The sequence below is a fragment of the Geobacillus sp. ZGt-1 genome, assembly GCF_001026865.1.
Taxonomy (GTDB): domain Bacteria; phylum Bacillota; class Bacilli; order Bacillales; family Anoxybacillaceae; genus Geobacillus; species Geobacillus thermoleovorans.
Map to the genome: position 1 here is coordinate 6,558 of NZ_LDPD01000010.1, position 13,578 is coordinate 20,135.

12 protein-coding genes and 2 pseudogenes are annotated in these 13,578 nt (G+C 52.9%); 13 read left to right on the top strand and 1 reads right to left on the bottom strand.

What is annotated here, in order from left to right; translation table 11 throughout:
• The first annotated feature begins 43 nt into the window (after positions 1-43).
• The 3 genes and pseudogenes from VU18_RS03325 to VU18_RS21210 form a co-directional block, all read left to right on the top strand.
• A complete protein-coding gene (locus tag VU18_RS03325) occupies positions 44-691 on the top strand; it encodes a hypothetical protein (RefSeq protein WP_033024880.1) in 648 nt (215 codons plus the stop codon).
• 165 nt (positions 692-856) lie between these two features.
• Positions 857-1,477 (top strand): hypothetical protein, encoded by a 621-nt coding sequence (locus VU18_RS03330; protein WP_223813611.1) that lies wholly within the window; start codon positions 857-859, stop codon positions 1,475-1,477.
• A gap of 146 nt (positions 1,478-1,623) precedes the next feature.
• Positions 1,624-1,827 (top strand): annotated as a pseudogene (locus VU18_RS21210) (RHS repeat-associated core domain-containing protein); the annotation flags it as partial.
• A gap of 272 nt (positions 1,828-2,099) precedes the next feature.
• Here the strand turns inward: VU18_RS21210 and VU18_RS03335 are convergent.
• A complete protein-coding gene (locus VU18_RS03335) occupies positions 2,100-2,786 on the bottom strand; it encodes a Crp/Fnr family transcriptional regulator (protein ID WP_047757641.1) in 687 nt (228 codons plus the stop codon).
• A gap of 323 nt (positions 2,787-3,109) precedes the next feature.
• Here VU18_RS03335 and argC point away from each other — a divergent pair, with 323 nt between their 5' ends.
• The 10 genes and pseudogenes from argC to VU18_RS19045 all read left to right on the top strand — a co-directional run.
• A complete protein-coding gene (gene argC, locus VU18_RS03340; protein ID WP_047757642.1) occupies positions 3,110-4,144 on the top strand; it encodes an N-acetyl-gamma-glutamyl-phosphate reductase in 1,035 nt (344 codons plus the stop codon).
• Between the two features lie 16 nt (positions 4,145-4,160).
• Positions 4,161-5,393, top strand: a complete 1,233-nt coding sequence (gene argJ / locus VU18_RS03345) for a bifunctional ornithine acetyltransferase/N-acetylglutamate synthase (RefSeq protein WP_047757643.1) — start codon at positions 4,161-4,163, stop codon at positions 5,391-5,393.
• A 12-nt stretch (positions 5,394-5,405) separates the two neighbouring features.
• Positions 5,406-6,182: an acetylglutamate kinase gene (argB, locus tag VU18_RS03350; RefSeq protein WP_011230293.1), complete on the top strand. Its 777-nt coding sequence runs from the start codon at positions 5,406-5,408 to the stop codon at positions 6,180-6,182.
• Positions 6,179-6,346 (top strand): aminotransferase class III-fold pyridoxal phosphate-dependent enzyme (locus VU18_RS19040; RefSeq protein ID WP_236687272.1); only part of this gene is annotated, 168 nt, incomplete at its 3' end. The genes argB and VU18_RS19040, both read left to right, overlap by 4 nt.
• 1 nt (position 6,347) lies before the next feature.
• Positions 6,348-7,339: pseudogene (locus VU18_RS03355) on the top strand (acetylornithine transaminase); the annotation flags it as partial.
• Between the two features lie 88 nt (positions 7,340-7,427).
• Positions 7,428-8,492, top strand: coding sequence for a carbamoyl phosphate synthase small subunit (locus tag VU18_RS03360; RefSeq protein WP_047757645.1), 1,065 nt, complete (start codon positions 7,428-7,430; stop codon positions 8,490-8,492).
• Positions 8,485-11,613 (top strand): carbamoyl phosphate synthase large subunit, encoded by a 3,129-nt coding sequence (locus VU18_RS03365; RefSeq protein ID WP_047757646.1) that lies wholly within the window; start codon positions 8,485-8,487, stop codon positions 11,611-11,613. The genes VU18_RS03360 and VU18_RS03365 overlap by 8 nt, the downstream gene beginning before the upstream one ends.
• Positions 11,610-12,548, top strand: coding sequence for an ornithine carbamoyltransferase (argF, locus tag VU18_RS03370; RefSeq protein WP_013146083.1), 939 nt, complete (start codon positions 11,610-11,612; stop codon positions 12,546-12,548). Before VU18_RS03365 ends, argF begins: the two co-directional genes overlap by 4 nt.
• 190 nt (positions 12,549-12,738) lie before the next feature.
• Positions 12,739-12,918, top strand: a complete 180-nt coding sequence (locus VU18_RS03375) for a YjzC family protein (protein WP_011230299.1) — start codon at positions 12,739-12,741, stop codon at positions 12,916-12,918.
• A gap of 107 nt (positions 12,919-13,025) precedes the next feature.
• The coding region (locus tag VU18_RS19045; RefSeq protein WP_047757663.1) for a Clp protease N-terminal domain-containing protein at positions 13,026-13,578 on the top strand (553 nt) is incomplete at its 3' end.

Consider the following 13,578-nt stretch of genomic DNA (forward strand, 5'->3'; position numbering starts at 1 on the left):
CAGAAAATGGTGAAGACCCGTTAAAGCTTATGCAGAAAGTGTATTGGATTTTTTAGAGGGGAAAGAAACTCAATTAAAAAGAAAAATTCGCAATTTATCTAAAAAAAGTGGCACGGATTTAATCGCAGATATAGCTATGATAGGAACAATTGGCGATTACAATGCTATAAGAGAATTAGACAAAATCAATACGGATAACAAAGAGGTGCTGGAACAAATCAAGGTAGCAAAATTACAAATAATATGTGGACTAGAAGAAATAATTAAGGAGTACAGAAAACCAGATTCCCGTTATTCTCATAAAGCATTAGCAGAGGCTATTTATCATTCATTTGATCATCCAGAAGCATCAAAAGTTATAATAGAAGATCTCTTTAGTGAGGAATTTGAGCGTGTTTTTAGTGCCGTTACTCTACTTGCTTTCGCGGAAAAATTTCCTAAGGACAAAGTTACTAGGGATGTAGTAAATAAGTTCTTTGACATTTTAACGGGTGATTTTAATACAACACTAAAGAATCATGCCATACTTGCAATAGGTAGATATGGAAATATTGATGATGCATCAAGACTTGAAAGAATTGTTGAGGAAAAAAAGTATTTAACAAAGGGGAAATTTTGGAAATGGCTAAGTGAAAGCGCACTGTTAGACGATATCAACATCACAATAAAGAAATTGAAACGAAAGAAATAGACGATTCACACTCTAAATGAGCAACAAGGAAACATTGCGGTTCACGGAGCTGAATACGTTCTTCGTGATGAAGCGAAATCTACAGGTGGGCCAACCGCTGACTATTATCCAAAGGGAAGTAAAAAATGACTTTAAAAATCAGGTTTAAAACAATAGGTGATCTTCGTGAATTTAGAAACATTGTTTGTGAGAGAAAAAAGAGAATTTTATCAGTTATACCGCACGGTGAACGATGTGTTTTTCTTAGAAAATCGATTGCCCAAACAGGTATTTCGTGAACCATTTCGTTATTTTTGGTTTGAAGAATTCGACTGGACAATGGATGGGGATTTTTGGACCGTAATTCAGCAATTGTCGAAAAAAATGAAAGATGAGTATATTCTTACTGCTGTACTAGATCCTCATCCTGTAGAATACTTTTATGAAGAATTTGGTTACTATAATTGGGTGAAACCCCCTGTTCATTTAACATCTGATCAATATGTAAATGTCCTGGAATTGGGGCCTAAGGAAAGTCCAGCTGATGCAATGTTATACAATTCGTATACAGTTATTTGGTTGCCTTCTTCCATGAAATGGGCTATATGGGGGGATAGAAATTACGGCATTTGTATTTTAGGACTTCGAGATGCGAACCATCGTGTGGATGCATGGCCGATTGTAAAAACTTGGCGTCCAATGGATCAAACGGTTCTATCATGGGTGGCGCTTAATTTTGCCAATCAACAGCTTCCGCAAGAGGTTGTCGATTCTCTTTTCTTGCATTATTCTAACGAAGCTAAGTAAAGAAGCCTCGCCTTGAACGCTAGGACAGAACAATAAGGATCCTTGATTGGCAACAAGCCTTTCAAGGTTCTTTTTTCGTGACCATTCAAGGAAGGGCAAGCACGAACGGCGATGTTATCTCCCTGACAGATGTGCAAGGAAACGTGGTGGTTCGCTACCAGTACGACACATGGGGCAAAATTCTTTCCCAATCCGGCGCCTTGGCGGAGGAAAACTCATACCGATATGCGGGGTATCAATATAACAACGAAACAGGTCTGTATTATCTGATCGCCTGGTACTATCATCCAACGCATGGCGTGTTCCTATCCCTAGATCCGGATCCGGGGGATGCGGACGATATCTTGACGCACAATGGATACACGTACGCAAATAACAATCTAGTGATGTTGATAGATCCGGATGGGCATTTCTTCTGGTTTGCCGTCAACGCGGGGGTTGCGGCGTATGGTGGATGCCAAGCCTTTAAAAAAAGGTGGTTGGAAAGCCGTGGCGATGGTTGCAGGTGCATCGTTGATAGGCAGTGTAGCTTTCAACAGCAGGGGAGTGTTTGCTTCAAAAAAGCAAAGGCCGCCCCTGAGCGCCGAGAACGGCCTTCCCTTTTATTTGCCGCACTTGCCCGTCAGTCAATGCGGCACAGCTCGGGCGGGCAGCCTTCGCAGGCGATTTCGTCACGCAAATATTGCAAGTTGTGGACGCAAATTTTTCCTTTTTGCACGGAGATGACTCCTTTTTTCCGCAAGTCGCCGAGCATGCGGTTGACGACTTCACGGGCGGTGCCGCAAAAGTTGGCGAGCTCTTGGTTCGTCAGCGGCACGTTGATCAAAATGCCGTCTTCTTTCATCACGCCGTAGCTGTTGCACAGACGGATGAGCGTTGAATAGAGCGCTCCTTTTTTGCCGTGTAAAATCAAGTCGCGGAATTTCGTCTGCGTTTTGCGGAAATGGACGCTCATCCATTTCATGAGCTCGATCGCCAGCGTCGGATTGTTGGCGAGCTCTTGTTCGAGCCTTTCGCGCGGAATGGCGGAAACGACGCTGTCTTCGAGCGCTTTCGCCGTCAGCATGTAGCGGGCGCCAGGGCAAAACAGCGTCAGCTCGCCGATCAAATCGCCCTCGCTGCAAATGCGCAGCGCGAGCTCCCGTCCGTCCATGTCCATTTTGCTGATTTGGATTTTCCCCGATTGGATATAGTAAATGTCGTCTGCTTTTTCCCCTTCTTGAAACAAGTACGTTCCCTTCTCAAGGCGAAGATCGCGCCCAAGCGGTGTAAGCCACTTCTGCCATTCACGAGATTCAATCTCGTTCATCCGATCACAACCTTACGTAAAATGTATCGCTATATAAAAGTGTACAGGAAAAAAGAGGGAAGTCAATATAAGGATAGTGGAAAGATTGAAAACTTGTTGAACATCGATGGAATCGTTTGTGAAAGTCTTTGCATCCCGAGAACATGAGGGTGATGGAGTCAAGGATGCACCTTGGCTGCCGGGACAAATCGGTATTCGTTTCCCATAGACTTAGGGAGGGGCAAGAAAAAAATCCTCGAAAATTATTAAATATACATTTGATTTTATTTTTATACAGTATTATAATGAGAACTACATGAGGCATACGGGTGAGGGGGAACATGATGAACGTAGCCATTATCGGGGCGACGGGGTACAGCGGCGCGGAGTTGTTCCGCTTGTTGCACGGGCATCCGCATGTGAGCCGCTGCGACGTTTTCTCGTCGTCGCAGGACGGGGTTCATGTATCGGAAAGTTTCCCGCACGTCGGTTCGGTCGATGGTGCGGTGTTGCATAAACTTGAAATCGAGGCGCTTGCCAAGTATGACGCGGTCTTTTTCGCCACGCCGCCCGGGGTGTCGGGGGAGTGGGCGCCGGCGCTCGTGGATCGGGGAGTGAAAGTGATCGATTTATCGGGCGATTTCCGGTTGAAAGACGGCGCGGTGTACGCACAATGGTATGGGCGCGAGGCGGCGCCATCTGCGTATTTAGAGCGGGCGGTGTACGGATTGACCGAGTGGAACCGCGAGGCGGTGCGCGGAGCCGTGCTCCTATCCAATCCGGGCTGCTATCCGACAGCGACGCTGCTTGGCTTGGCGCCGCTTGTCAAAGAAGGATTGATTCAGGAAGACTCGATCATCGTGGACGCCAAATCGGGCGTATCGGGCGCGGGACGGAAAGCCGGGCTCGGGACACATTTTTCCGAAGTGAACGAAAACGTGAAAATTTATAAAGTGAACGCCCACCAGCACATTCCGGAAATTGAACAAGCGCTGCAGACGTGGAATGAAGCGGTGGCGCCGATCACGTTCAGCACTCATTTGATTCCGATGACAAGGGGCATTATGGCGACGATTTATGCGAAGGCGAAACAATCGATTTCGCCAAACGACTTGGTAGATTTGTATAAAACAAGTTATGAAGGTTCGCCGTTTGTCCGCATCCGTCAACTTGGACAGTTTCCAGCGACAAAAGACGTGTACGGCTCAAATTATTGCGACATCGGCCTCGCCTACGATGAGCGGACGGGACGGGTGACGGTCGTGTCGGTGATCGACAACTTGATGAAAGGCGCTGCCGGGCAGGCGGTGCAAAACTTCAACTTGATGATGGGTTGGGATGAGGCGGAGGGCCTCCGATCCTTGCCGATCTATCCGTGAGGGAAGGGGAAAAACGATGACGATCACAAAACAAACGGGGCAAGTGACGGCGGTCGCCGATGGAACAGTGGTTACGCCGAAAGGATTTCAAGCGGCCGGGGTGAATGCCGGGCTGCGCTATTCGAAAAACGATTTAGGGGTTATTCTATGCGACGTGCCTGCTTCGGCGGCGGCGGTGTATACGCAAAGCCATTTTCAGGCGGCGCCGCTCAAAGTGACGCAGGCGAGCCTCGCTGTAGAACAAAAATTGCAGGCGGTCATCGTCAACAGCGCGTGCGCGAACGCCTGCACCGGTGCGCAGGGGCTTCGCGACGCCTATGAAATGCGCGAGCTGTGCGCGAAACAGTTTGGCCTGGCGCTGCACCATGTGGCCGTCGCTTCAACGGGCGTGATCGGGGAATATTTGCCGATGGAAAAAATTCGCGCGGGCATCGAAAAGCTTGTTCCAGGGGCGACGATGGCGGATGCTGAGGCGTTTCAAACGGCGATTTTAACGACCGATACGGTGATGAAGCGCGCCTGTTACCAAACGACCGTCGATGGGAAAACGGTCACCGTCGGCGGGGCGGCGAAAGGATCGGGGATGATCCATCCGAACATGGCGACGATGCTCGCGTTCATTACGACCGATGCCAACATTTCTTCGGCGGTGCTGCATGATGCGCTCCGGTCGATTACCGATGTATCGTTCAATCAAATTACCGTCGATGGCGATACGTCGACGAATGACATGGTTGTGGTGATGGCAAGCGGTCTTGCCGGAAATGACGAGCTGACGCCGAATCATCCGGATTGGGAACACTTTTACGAGGCGCTGCGGAAAACGTGCGAAGACTTGGCGAAGCAAATCGCCAGAGACGGCGAGGGGGCGACGAAGCTCATTGAAGTGCGCGTGCGCGGCGCGAAAACGGACGATGAGGCGAAAAAAGTCGCGAAGCAAATCGTTGGCTCCAACTTAGTGAAAACGGCCGTTTACGGCGCGGATGCCAACTGGGGGCGGATCATCGGCGCGATCGGCTATGCGGACGCTGACGTTGATCCGGACAATGTTGATGTCGCGATCGGGCCGATTGTGATGCTGAAAGGAAGCGAGCCGCAGCCGTTCTCGGAAGAAGAAGCGACGGCGTATTTGCAACAAGAGACGGTCGTCATTGAGGTGGATTTGCACTTGGGCGATGGCTTCGGCGTCGCGTGGGGCTGCGACTTGACGTACGATTATGTGAAAATCAACGCCAGCTATCGGACGTAAGGAGAGAGAAAGATGGGGAAAACGGTCGTCATCAAATGCGGCGGCAGCGTGCTCGATGAGCTGTCTCCCGCCTTTTTTGCCAGCGTCAGAACGATGCGGGAACAAGGGATGGATGTCGTCATCGTCCACGGCGGCGGGCCGGAAATCGGGCAAATGTTGAAAAAACTGGCGGTGCCGAGCGAGTTTGTCAACGGCTTGCGGAAAACGACGAAAGAGGTGCTTGCCGTTGTGGAAATGGTGCTCTCCGGCAAAGTGAACAAACAGCTTGTGGCGATGCTCAGGCAGAACGGCTTGCCGGCGGTCGGCGTTTCCGGTGTGGACGGGGGGCTGCTCGAAGCTGAACCGATTGACTTTGCTAAACTTGGCTATGTCGGCCGTGTGAAAACGGTTCGCTCCCGTCTTTTGCGCACGCTGCTTGAGGCGGGCTACATTCCGGTCGTTTCGCCGCTTGGCATCGATCAAAACGGGCAAACATACAACATTAACGCCGACACGGCGGCTGGGGCGGTCGCGGCCGCTATCGGCGCCAGCCAGCTCGCGTTTGTGACGAACGTGCCCGGCATTTTGCGAGACGGCGCGCTCGTGGCCGAGGCGACGGCGGAAACGATTGAACGACTGATCGAAGACGGCGTCATCACGGGCGGGATGATTCCGAAAGTGAAAGCGGCGCTCTCCGCCCTGTCCGATGCGCTGCCCGAGGTGATGATCGTCAGCGGCAAAACGACGTTTTACCAGAACGGAACATGGCACGGCACAACGATTCGCAAAGAAGTGGGGGTATATTTATGAGCGCGCTGTTTCCGACATACAACCGTTGGAAGATCGCCGTCCAAGCCGCGGAAGGGACGGTTGTGACCGATGTAAACGGAAAACAATATCTCGACTTTGTCTCCGGCATTGCCGTCTGCAATCTCGGCCATCGCCATCCGCACGTCCAAAAGGCGATTGAAAAGNAGCTGAATCAATATTGGCACGTATCGAACTTGTTTACGATTCCCATTCAAGAAGAGGTCGCGTCCTTGCTTGTCGCCCACAGCGCCGGCGACTGCGTCTTTTTCTGCAATAGCGGAGCCGAGGCGAACGAAGCGGCGCTGAAGCTGGCGCGCAAACATACTGGGAGACACAAAGTCATTACGTTCCACCAGTCGTTTCACGGCCGGACGTTCGCGACCATGGCCGCGACCGGGCAGGAGAAAGTGCATAGCGGTTTTGGTCCGCTGCTTCCGGAATTCATTCACTTGCCGCTGAATGATGTCGACGCTCTCAAGCAGGCAATGAACGAAGAAGTGGCCGCGGTGATGCTTGAGGTCGTCCAAGGGGAAGGCGGCGTCCGCCCGGTGGATCCGGCGTTTTTGCAAATAGCGTCGGAGCTGTGTCAACAGCACGGGGCGCTTCTGATCATCGACGAAGTGCAAACCGGCATCGGCCGGACCGGAAAGCCGTTTGCTTACCAGCATTTCGGCGTGGAGCCCGACATCATCACCGTGGCGAAAGGACTTGGAAGCGGCATTCCGGTTGGTGCGATGATCGGCAAAGCGTTTTTGAAAGAGTCGTTTGGGCCTGGCGTGCACGGGTCGACGTTTGGCGGCAACCCGATCGCGATGGCCGCTGCCAAGGCGACGTTAGAAGTGGTGTTCGATCCGGTATTTTTGCAAGAAGTGCAGGAGAAAGGCCGCTATTTGCTTGAGCGCCTCCATGACGCGCTCGCCCCGCTTGACATCGTCAAGGACGTGCGCGGGCTCGGGCTGCTTGTCGGGGTCGAGTGCCAAACGGACGTCGCGCCGCTGTTGCCATTGATTCATGAAAACGGCTTGCTTGTCCTCTCGGCGGGGCCGAAGGTGATCCGCCTGCTGCCGCCGCTTGTGGTGACGAAAGCGGAAATCGATGAAGCGGTGGACATTTTAACAAACGTGTTGAACAACGCCAACGCCTCAGCTGTCTTGTAAACGGACGGCCGATGGCTTAATTTTTATTCCTGTTCATGCATAAAAATTCTTGAACGGTTATAAAAACTCAAACGATGAGGTGGCGCCAATGAAAGCGTACTTGCATGTGGCGAGCGGAAAAACGTTCAGCGGCGAGCTCGCCGCTCCGCTTGAAGAAAAGGTGAGCGGGGAGATCGTTTTTTTCACCGGCATGACCGGTTATCAAGAAGTGTTGACCGACCCGTCGTATAAAAACCAAATCATCGTTTTTACGTACCCGCTGATCGGCAATTATGGCATTAATGAAGACGATTTTGAAAGCAAGCGGCCGCACGTCGAAGCGGTCGTCGTCTACGAAGCGAGCGGCACAGGATTTCATTACGGGGCGAAATACAGCTTGGCAGAATACTTGCAGCACTGGAACATTCCGCTTCTCACGCACGTGGACACGCGCGCCCTTGTGAAAGAAATCCGCACCGCTGGGACGATGATGGCGGAATTAAGTTTGTCGCCGATTCCAGCAGTTGCTGATGAGGAAGCGGCGTTTCCAGTGCGCGCGGTGTCAACGAAAACGATCGAAACATACGGCGAAGCCGGGCCGCATTTGGTGCTCATCGATTTCGGCTATAAAAAGTCGATTTTGCAGTCGCTCCTTGCACGCGGCTGCCGGGTGACGGTCGTGCCGCATGATACGGCGCCGGAAGCGATTGACGCGCTGAAACCGGACGGGCTTGTCCTCTCGAACGGCCCGGGCGATCCGAAACAGTTAAGCCATCAGCTTCCCGCTATCCGTCAGCTGATCGACCGGTATCCGACGCTTGCGATCTGCCTTGGCCATCAGCTTGTCGCCTTAGCGTACGGAGCGGATACGGAAAAACTCCGCTTCGGGCACCGCGGCGCCAATCAGCCGGTGTGGGACGCCGGGAAGCAAAAAGTGATGATGACATCGCAAAATCATAGTTACGTCGTCAAAGAGGAAAGCTTGGCGGGCAAGCCGTTTGACATCCGCTTCATCAACGTCAACGACGGCTCGGTCGAAGGCATGGTCCATCGCCATAAACCGATTTTGTCGGTGCAATATCACCCGGAGGCGCATCCGGGGCCGCAAGATACCGGCTATATTTTCGACGAATTTTTGCAAACCGTGTTCAAGGGAGAGAACGTGTATGCCTAAAGATTCTTCGCTTCAGTCGATTCTCCTGATCGGGTCGGGGCCGATTGTCATCGGCCAGGCCGCCGAGTTTGATTATTCCGGCACACAAGCGTGCATCGCCTTAAAGGAAGAAGGATATCGCGTCATTTTAGTGAACAACAATCCGGCGACGATCATGACCGATGAAGTTCATGCCGATGCCGTGTATTTTGAACCGCTCACCGTCGATGCGGTCGAAGCGATTATTGCCAAAGAACGCCCGGACGGGCTGCTCGCCACGTTCGGCGGCCAGACAGGGCTCAACTTGGCGTTTCAGCTGCATGAAGCCGGCGTGCTTGAAAAGTATGGGGTGAGACTGCTCGGAACACCGATTGAAGCGATCAAGCGCGGGGAAGACCGCGAAGCGTTCCGCGCGTTAATGCATGAGCTTGGCGAACCGGTGCCGGAGAGCGAAATTGTCACAAGCGTTGAGGAAGCGGTCGCGTTTGCCGAACAAATCGGTTTTCCGATCATTATTCGTCCCGCGTATACGCTCGGCGGGACGGGCGGCGGCATTGCCGAAAACATGGAGCAGTTTCTCGCGCTCGTGGAAAAAGGGCTGGCCGAAAGCCCGATCCGCCAATGTTTGATCGAACGGAGCGTCGCCGGGTTTAAAGAAATTGAATACGAAGTGATGCGCGACCAGTCGAATACGTGCATCACGGTTTGCAATATGGAAAACGTCGATCCAGTCGGCATCCACACGGGCGATTCGATCGTCGTCGCACCGTCGCAGACGTTGACCGATGAGGAGTACCAAATGCTCCGTTCGTCGGCGGTGAAGATCATTTCCGCATTAGGGATCATCGGCGGCTGCAACATTCAGTTCGCCCTTGACCCGAACAGCAAACAATATTACTTAATCGAAGTCAACCCGCGCGTCAGCCGCTCGTCAGCGCTCGCCTCGAAAGCGACCGGCTACCCAATCGCCCGCATTGCGGCGAAGCTGGCGGTCGGCTATACGCTCGCGGAACTCGTCAATCCGGTGACGAAAACGACGTACGCCAGCTTCGAGCCGGCCTTGGACTACGTCGTCGTCAAGTTTCCGCGCTTGCCGTTTGACAAGTTCCCGCACGCGGACCGGAAGCTCGGTACGCAAATGAAAGCGACCGGGGAAGTGATGGCGATCGATCGCAATATGGAGCGGGCATTCCAAAAAGCGGTACAGTCGCTCGAGGGAAAAAACAACGGACTGTTTTTGCCGGAGCTTTCGGCGAAAACGGATGACGAGCTGAAACAGCTGCTTGTCGACAAAGACGACCGCCGCTTTTTCGCCATTTTGGAACTGCTCCGCCGCGGGGTGGCGGTCGAAGCCATTCACGAATGGACGAAAATCGACCGCTTTTTCCTTGCTTCGTTCGAACGGCTCGTGGCGCTCGAAAAACAGGCGGCAGCCACCACGATCGATACGATCGATGAGCCGACGTTGCGCTTCTTGAAAGAAAAAGGGGCAAGCGACGCCTTTTTGGCCGAAACGTGGGGCGTGACGGAGCTTGATGTGCGCAACAAGCGGAAGGAACTTGGCATCGTGCCGTCATACAAAATGGTCGACACGTGCGCGGCCGAATTTCATTCGGAAACGGATTATTACTACTCGACCTATTTCGGCGAAGACGAGCGGAAGAAAGCGAGCGGCAAGGAGAAAGTGCTGATCATTGGAGCTGGACCCATTCGCATCGGCCAAGGCATTGAGTTTGACTACAGCTCCGTTCATAGCGTGTTCGCCTTGCAAAAAGAAGGCTATGAAACGGTGATGATCAACAACAATCCGGAAACCGTCAGCACGGACTTTGCCGTCGCCGACCGCCTTTACTTTGAGCCACTTACCTTAGAGAGCGTCTTGGATGTCATTGAAGCGGAACAAATCAAGCATGTCATCGTTCAGTTTGGCGGACAGACGGCGATCAATTTGGTCAAAGGACTCGAAGAAGCAGGTGTGCCGCTGTTGGGCGTCACGTACGATATGATTGACCAGCTTGAGGATCGCGATCGTTTTTACCAGTTGCTTGAGGAGCTTGACATCCCGCACGTACCGGGCTTGATGGCGAACAACGCCGAGGAGCTCGCCGCCAAAGCGGCCGAGATCGGCTGCCCGGTGCTGCTTCGCCCGTCGTATGTCATCGGCGGCCGCGGCATGTTTATCGTCCATAGCGAGGCGCAGCTCGCCGCTTTGATTGAGCAAGGCGAGTTGACATATCCGATTTTGATCGATGCGTATTTGGACGGGAAAGAGGCGGAGGCCGACATCGCCACGGATGGGACGGACATTTTACTGCCGACGATTATCGAACATGTCGAAAAAGCCGGCGTCCACTCCGGCGACAGCTATGCTTGGCTGCCGGCGCAGACGCTCACAGACGAAGAAAAAGCGAAAATCATCGACTATGCGGGTCGGATTGCGAAAAAACTTGGCTTTAAAGGAATCATGAACATTCAATACGTCATTGCGGACGGCAATGTATACGTCCTGGAAGTGAATCCGCGCGCCAGCCGGACGGTGCCGATCGTCAGCAAAACGACCGGCGTGCCATTGGCGCAAATTGCGACAAAGTTATTGCTTGGGAAATCACTCGTCGACATCGTTGACGAAAAAGCTCGCGGATTGGAGGTCATGCCGTACGCCGTGTTAAAGTATCCGGTCTTTTCGACCCATAAGCTGCCGGGGGTTGACCCGATGGTTGGACCGGAGATGAAATCGACCGGTGAAGGCATCAGCATCGCCGCGACGAAGGAAGAAGCGGCGTACAAAGCGTTTTACGCGTACTTGCGAAAGAAAGCAAACGCCAATGAAATGTATGTGATTGGCGGCATCGATGAGACGCTGGCCGCGGAAATCGAAGCGAAACAGCTTGTGATCGTGTCAGATGTCCCGTTTGCCCATTGGGTGAAGCGCGACACGGCGCTCGCGGTGATCAACTTGGGCAAAGAGGAAGACGAGGCAAACAAACGAATGACTGCGTTGTCCCGACAATTGCTCGTCTTCACGGAACGTGAGACATTGAAGCTCTTCTTGCAGGCGCTCGATGTGGATCATCTTGATGTGCAGCCGATCCACGGCTGGTTGGAAAAGAAAAAACAGGCAGAACAGGCGGTGATCGCATGAATGCAGTGATGTCATTAAAAGGGAGAGATTTTTTAACGCTGCTCGATTTTTCAACAGACGAAATTATGGACTTGTTGGCGCTAGCAGCCGATTTAAAAGCGAAACAAAAAGCCGGCGTGCCGTATGCGCCGCTTTCCGGCAAAACAATGGCGATGATTTTTGAAAAGCCCTCAACGCGCACGCGCGTGTCGTTTGAAGTCGGCATGATCCAGCTTGGCGGCCAGGCGATGTATTTAAACGGCAACGATTTGCAGCTTGGCCGCGGTGAAACGATTGCGGATACGGCGCGCGTCTTGTCGCAATACGTCGATGTCATGATGATTCGGACGTTTGCCCATCAAAAAGTCGAGGAATTGGCCGAGTATGCGTCCGTTCCGGTCATCAACGGCTTGACGGACGATGATCATCCGTGCCAGGCGCTGGCGGATTTGCTGACGATTTACGAAGCGAAGAAAACGTTCCAAGGCGTCAAACTCGCCTATGTCGGCGACGGCAACAACGTCGCCAACGCCTTGCTTGCGGCCGCAGCAAAAGTGGGAATGGATATTTTCATTGCCTGTCCGCCAGGCTATGAGCCGAAGGAGGAATACGTCGAGGCAGCGCGCCAGATCGGCGAGAAAACCGGAGCAACAGTTGTTGTGACGCACGACCCGCTTGAGGCAGTGGCCGGAGCGGATGCGATTTATACGGACGTATGGACGAGCATGGGCCAAGAAAGCGAAAGCGCCGAGCGGCTTCAAGTGTTCCAGCCGTACCAAGTGAATGAAGAGCTCGCCAAAGCGGCCAAACCCGATTACCTCTTTTTGCATTGCCTGCCGGCCCATCGAGGCGAAGAAGTGACGGCCGGCGTCATGGACGGCCCGAACTCGGTCGTATTTGAGCAGGCCGGCAACCGGCTTCATGCCCAAAAAGCGATTTTAGTGTCGATCCTATAGGAAAAAGGAATTCCCGTTTCGGGAGTTCCTTTTTTGTTCTTTGCAAGGAAAAGGATTTTCATGAGAAAAAACGTTTTTATTGTGAAGGCTTGACGCTCCGTGTGCGGCGGCCCCATCATTTCCCTTCTTATGAACAGCGGCAAAACCGGGAATGCTAACAAATGCAATCGAAGCAAGGGGGATGAAACAAATGGGCCAACCGCGCCATTTCAAACCAGGGGATAAAGCGCCGAACAACGGCGTGTACATTGAAATCGGCGAAACGGGCGACAATGTAAAACACCCGAAAAAGCTGAAACTGAAAGCCGGCGATACGTTCCCGGAAACGTCGAACCATAATCGGCATTGGACGTATTTGCGCAAACCGTGAAGCACAACAAAAGCCATTCCAAGTATGGAGTGGCTTTTCATTTGCCGTGTGCTTCGCGATCCGCTATAATGATTTATGGTCAAAGAAGGTCAAATGGAGGGAACGGCATGGACGCAAGCCGTTTGACGGAAAAACTGCAAGAGGCGCTGATGGCGGCGCAGTCGCTCGCCAAAGAACGACATCATCAACAGCTTGATGTCGAGCATCTCCTGATTGCGCTGCTCGAACAAGAAGGCGGCCTGGCGCCGCGGCTCGTGGAGCTTTCCGGCGCCGACAAGGAAAAGGCCGCTGACTGGCTTCGCAGCCAGCTTCGCCAAAAGCCTGAAGTGCATGGGGCGGACGGGCAGCTGTATGTTGCGCCCGCCTTAGCGCGGCTGCTTGAGGAGGCGGAAAACGAAGCGAAGCGAATGCAAGACGAGTACATATCGGTCGAACATGTGCTGCTCGCGTTGCCTCATGGCGCCGAGCCGGTCGCTCGGCAGCTGGCGTCGTTTGGACTGACGAAGGAAGCACTATTAGCGGCAGTGAGAAACGTAAGGGGGAATCAACGCGTGACGAGTCCACATCCGGAAGCAACCTATGAAGCGTTGGCAAAATACGGGCGCGACCTTGTCGCGGAAGCGAAAGCGGGAAAAATCGACCCGGTCATCGGCCGCGACA

Coding starts and splice junctions, on each gene's coding strand:
- VU18_RS03360 (WP_047757645.1), top strand. CDS start 7,428: ATGAAAGCGTACTTGCATGTGGCGAGCGGAAAAACGTTCAGCGGCGAG.
- argJ (WP_047757643.1), top strand. CDS start 4,161: ATGACGATCACAAAACAAACGGGGCAAGTGACGGCGGTCGCCGATGGA.
- VU18_RS03335 (WP_047757641.1), bottom strand. CDS start 2,786: ATGAACGAGATTGAATCTCGTGAATGGCAGAAGTGGCTTACACCGCTT.
- argF (WP_013146083.1), top strand. CDS start 11,610: ATGAATGCAGTGATGTCATTAAAAGGGAGAGATTTTTTAACGCTGCTC.
- argC (WP_047757642.1), top strand. CDS start 3,110: ATGAACGTAGCCATTATCGGGGCGACGGGGTACAGCGGCGCGGAGTTG.
- VU18_RS03375 (WP_011230299.1), top strand. CDS start 12,739: ATGGGCCAACCGCGCCATTTCAAACCAGGGGATAAAGCGCCGAACAAC.
- VU18_RS03365 (WP_047757646.1), top strand. CDS start 8,485: ATGCCTAAAGATTCTTCGCTTCAGTCGATTCTCCTGATCGGGTCGGGG.
- argB (WP_011230293.1), top strand. CDS start 5,406: ATGGGGAAAACGGTCGTCATCAAATGCGGCGGCAGCGTGCTCGATGAG.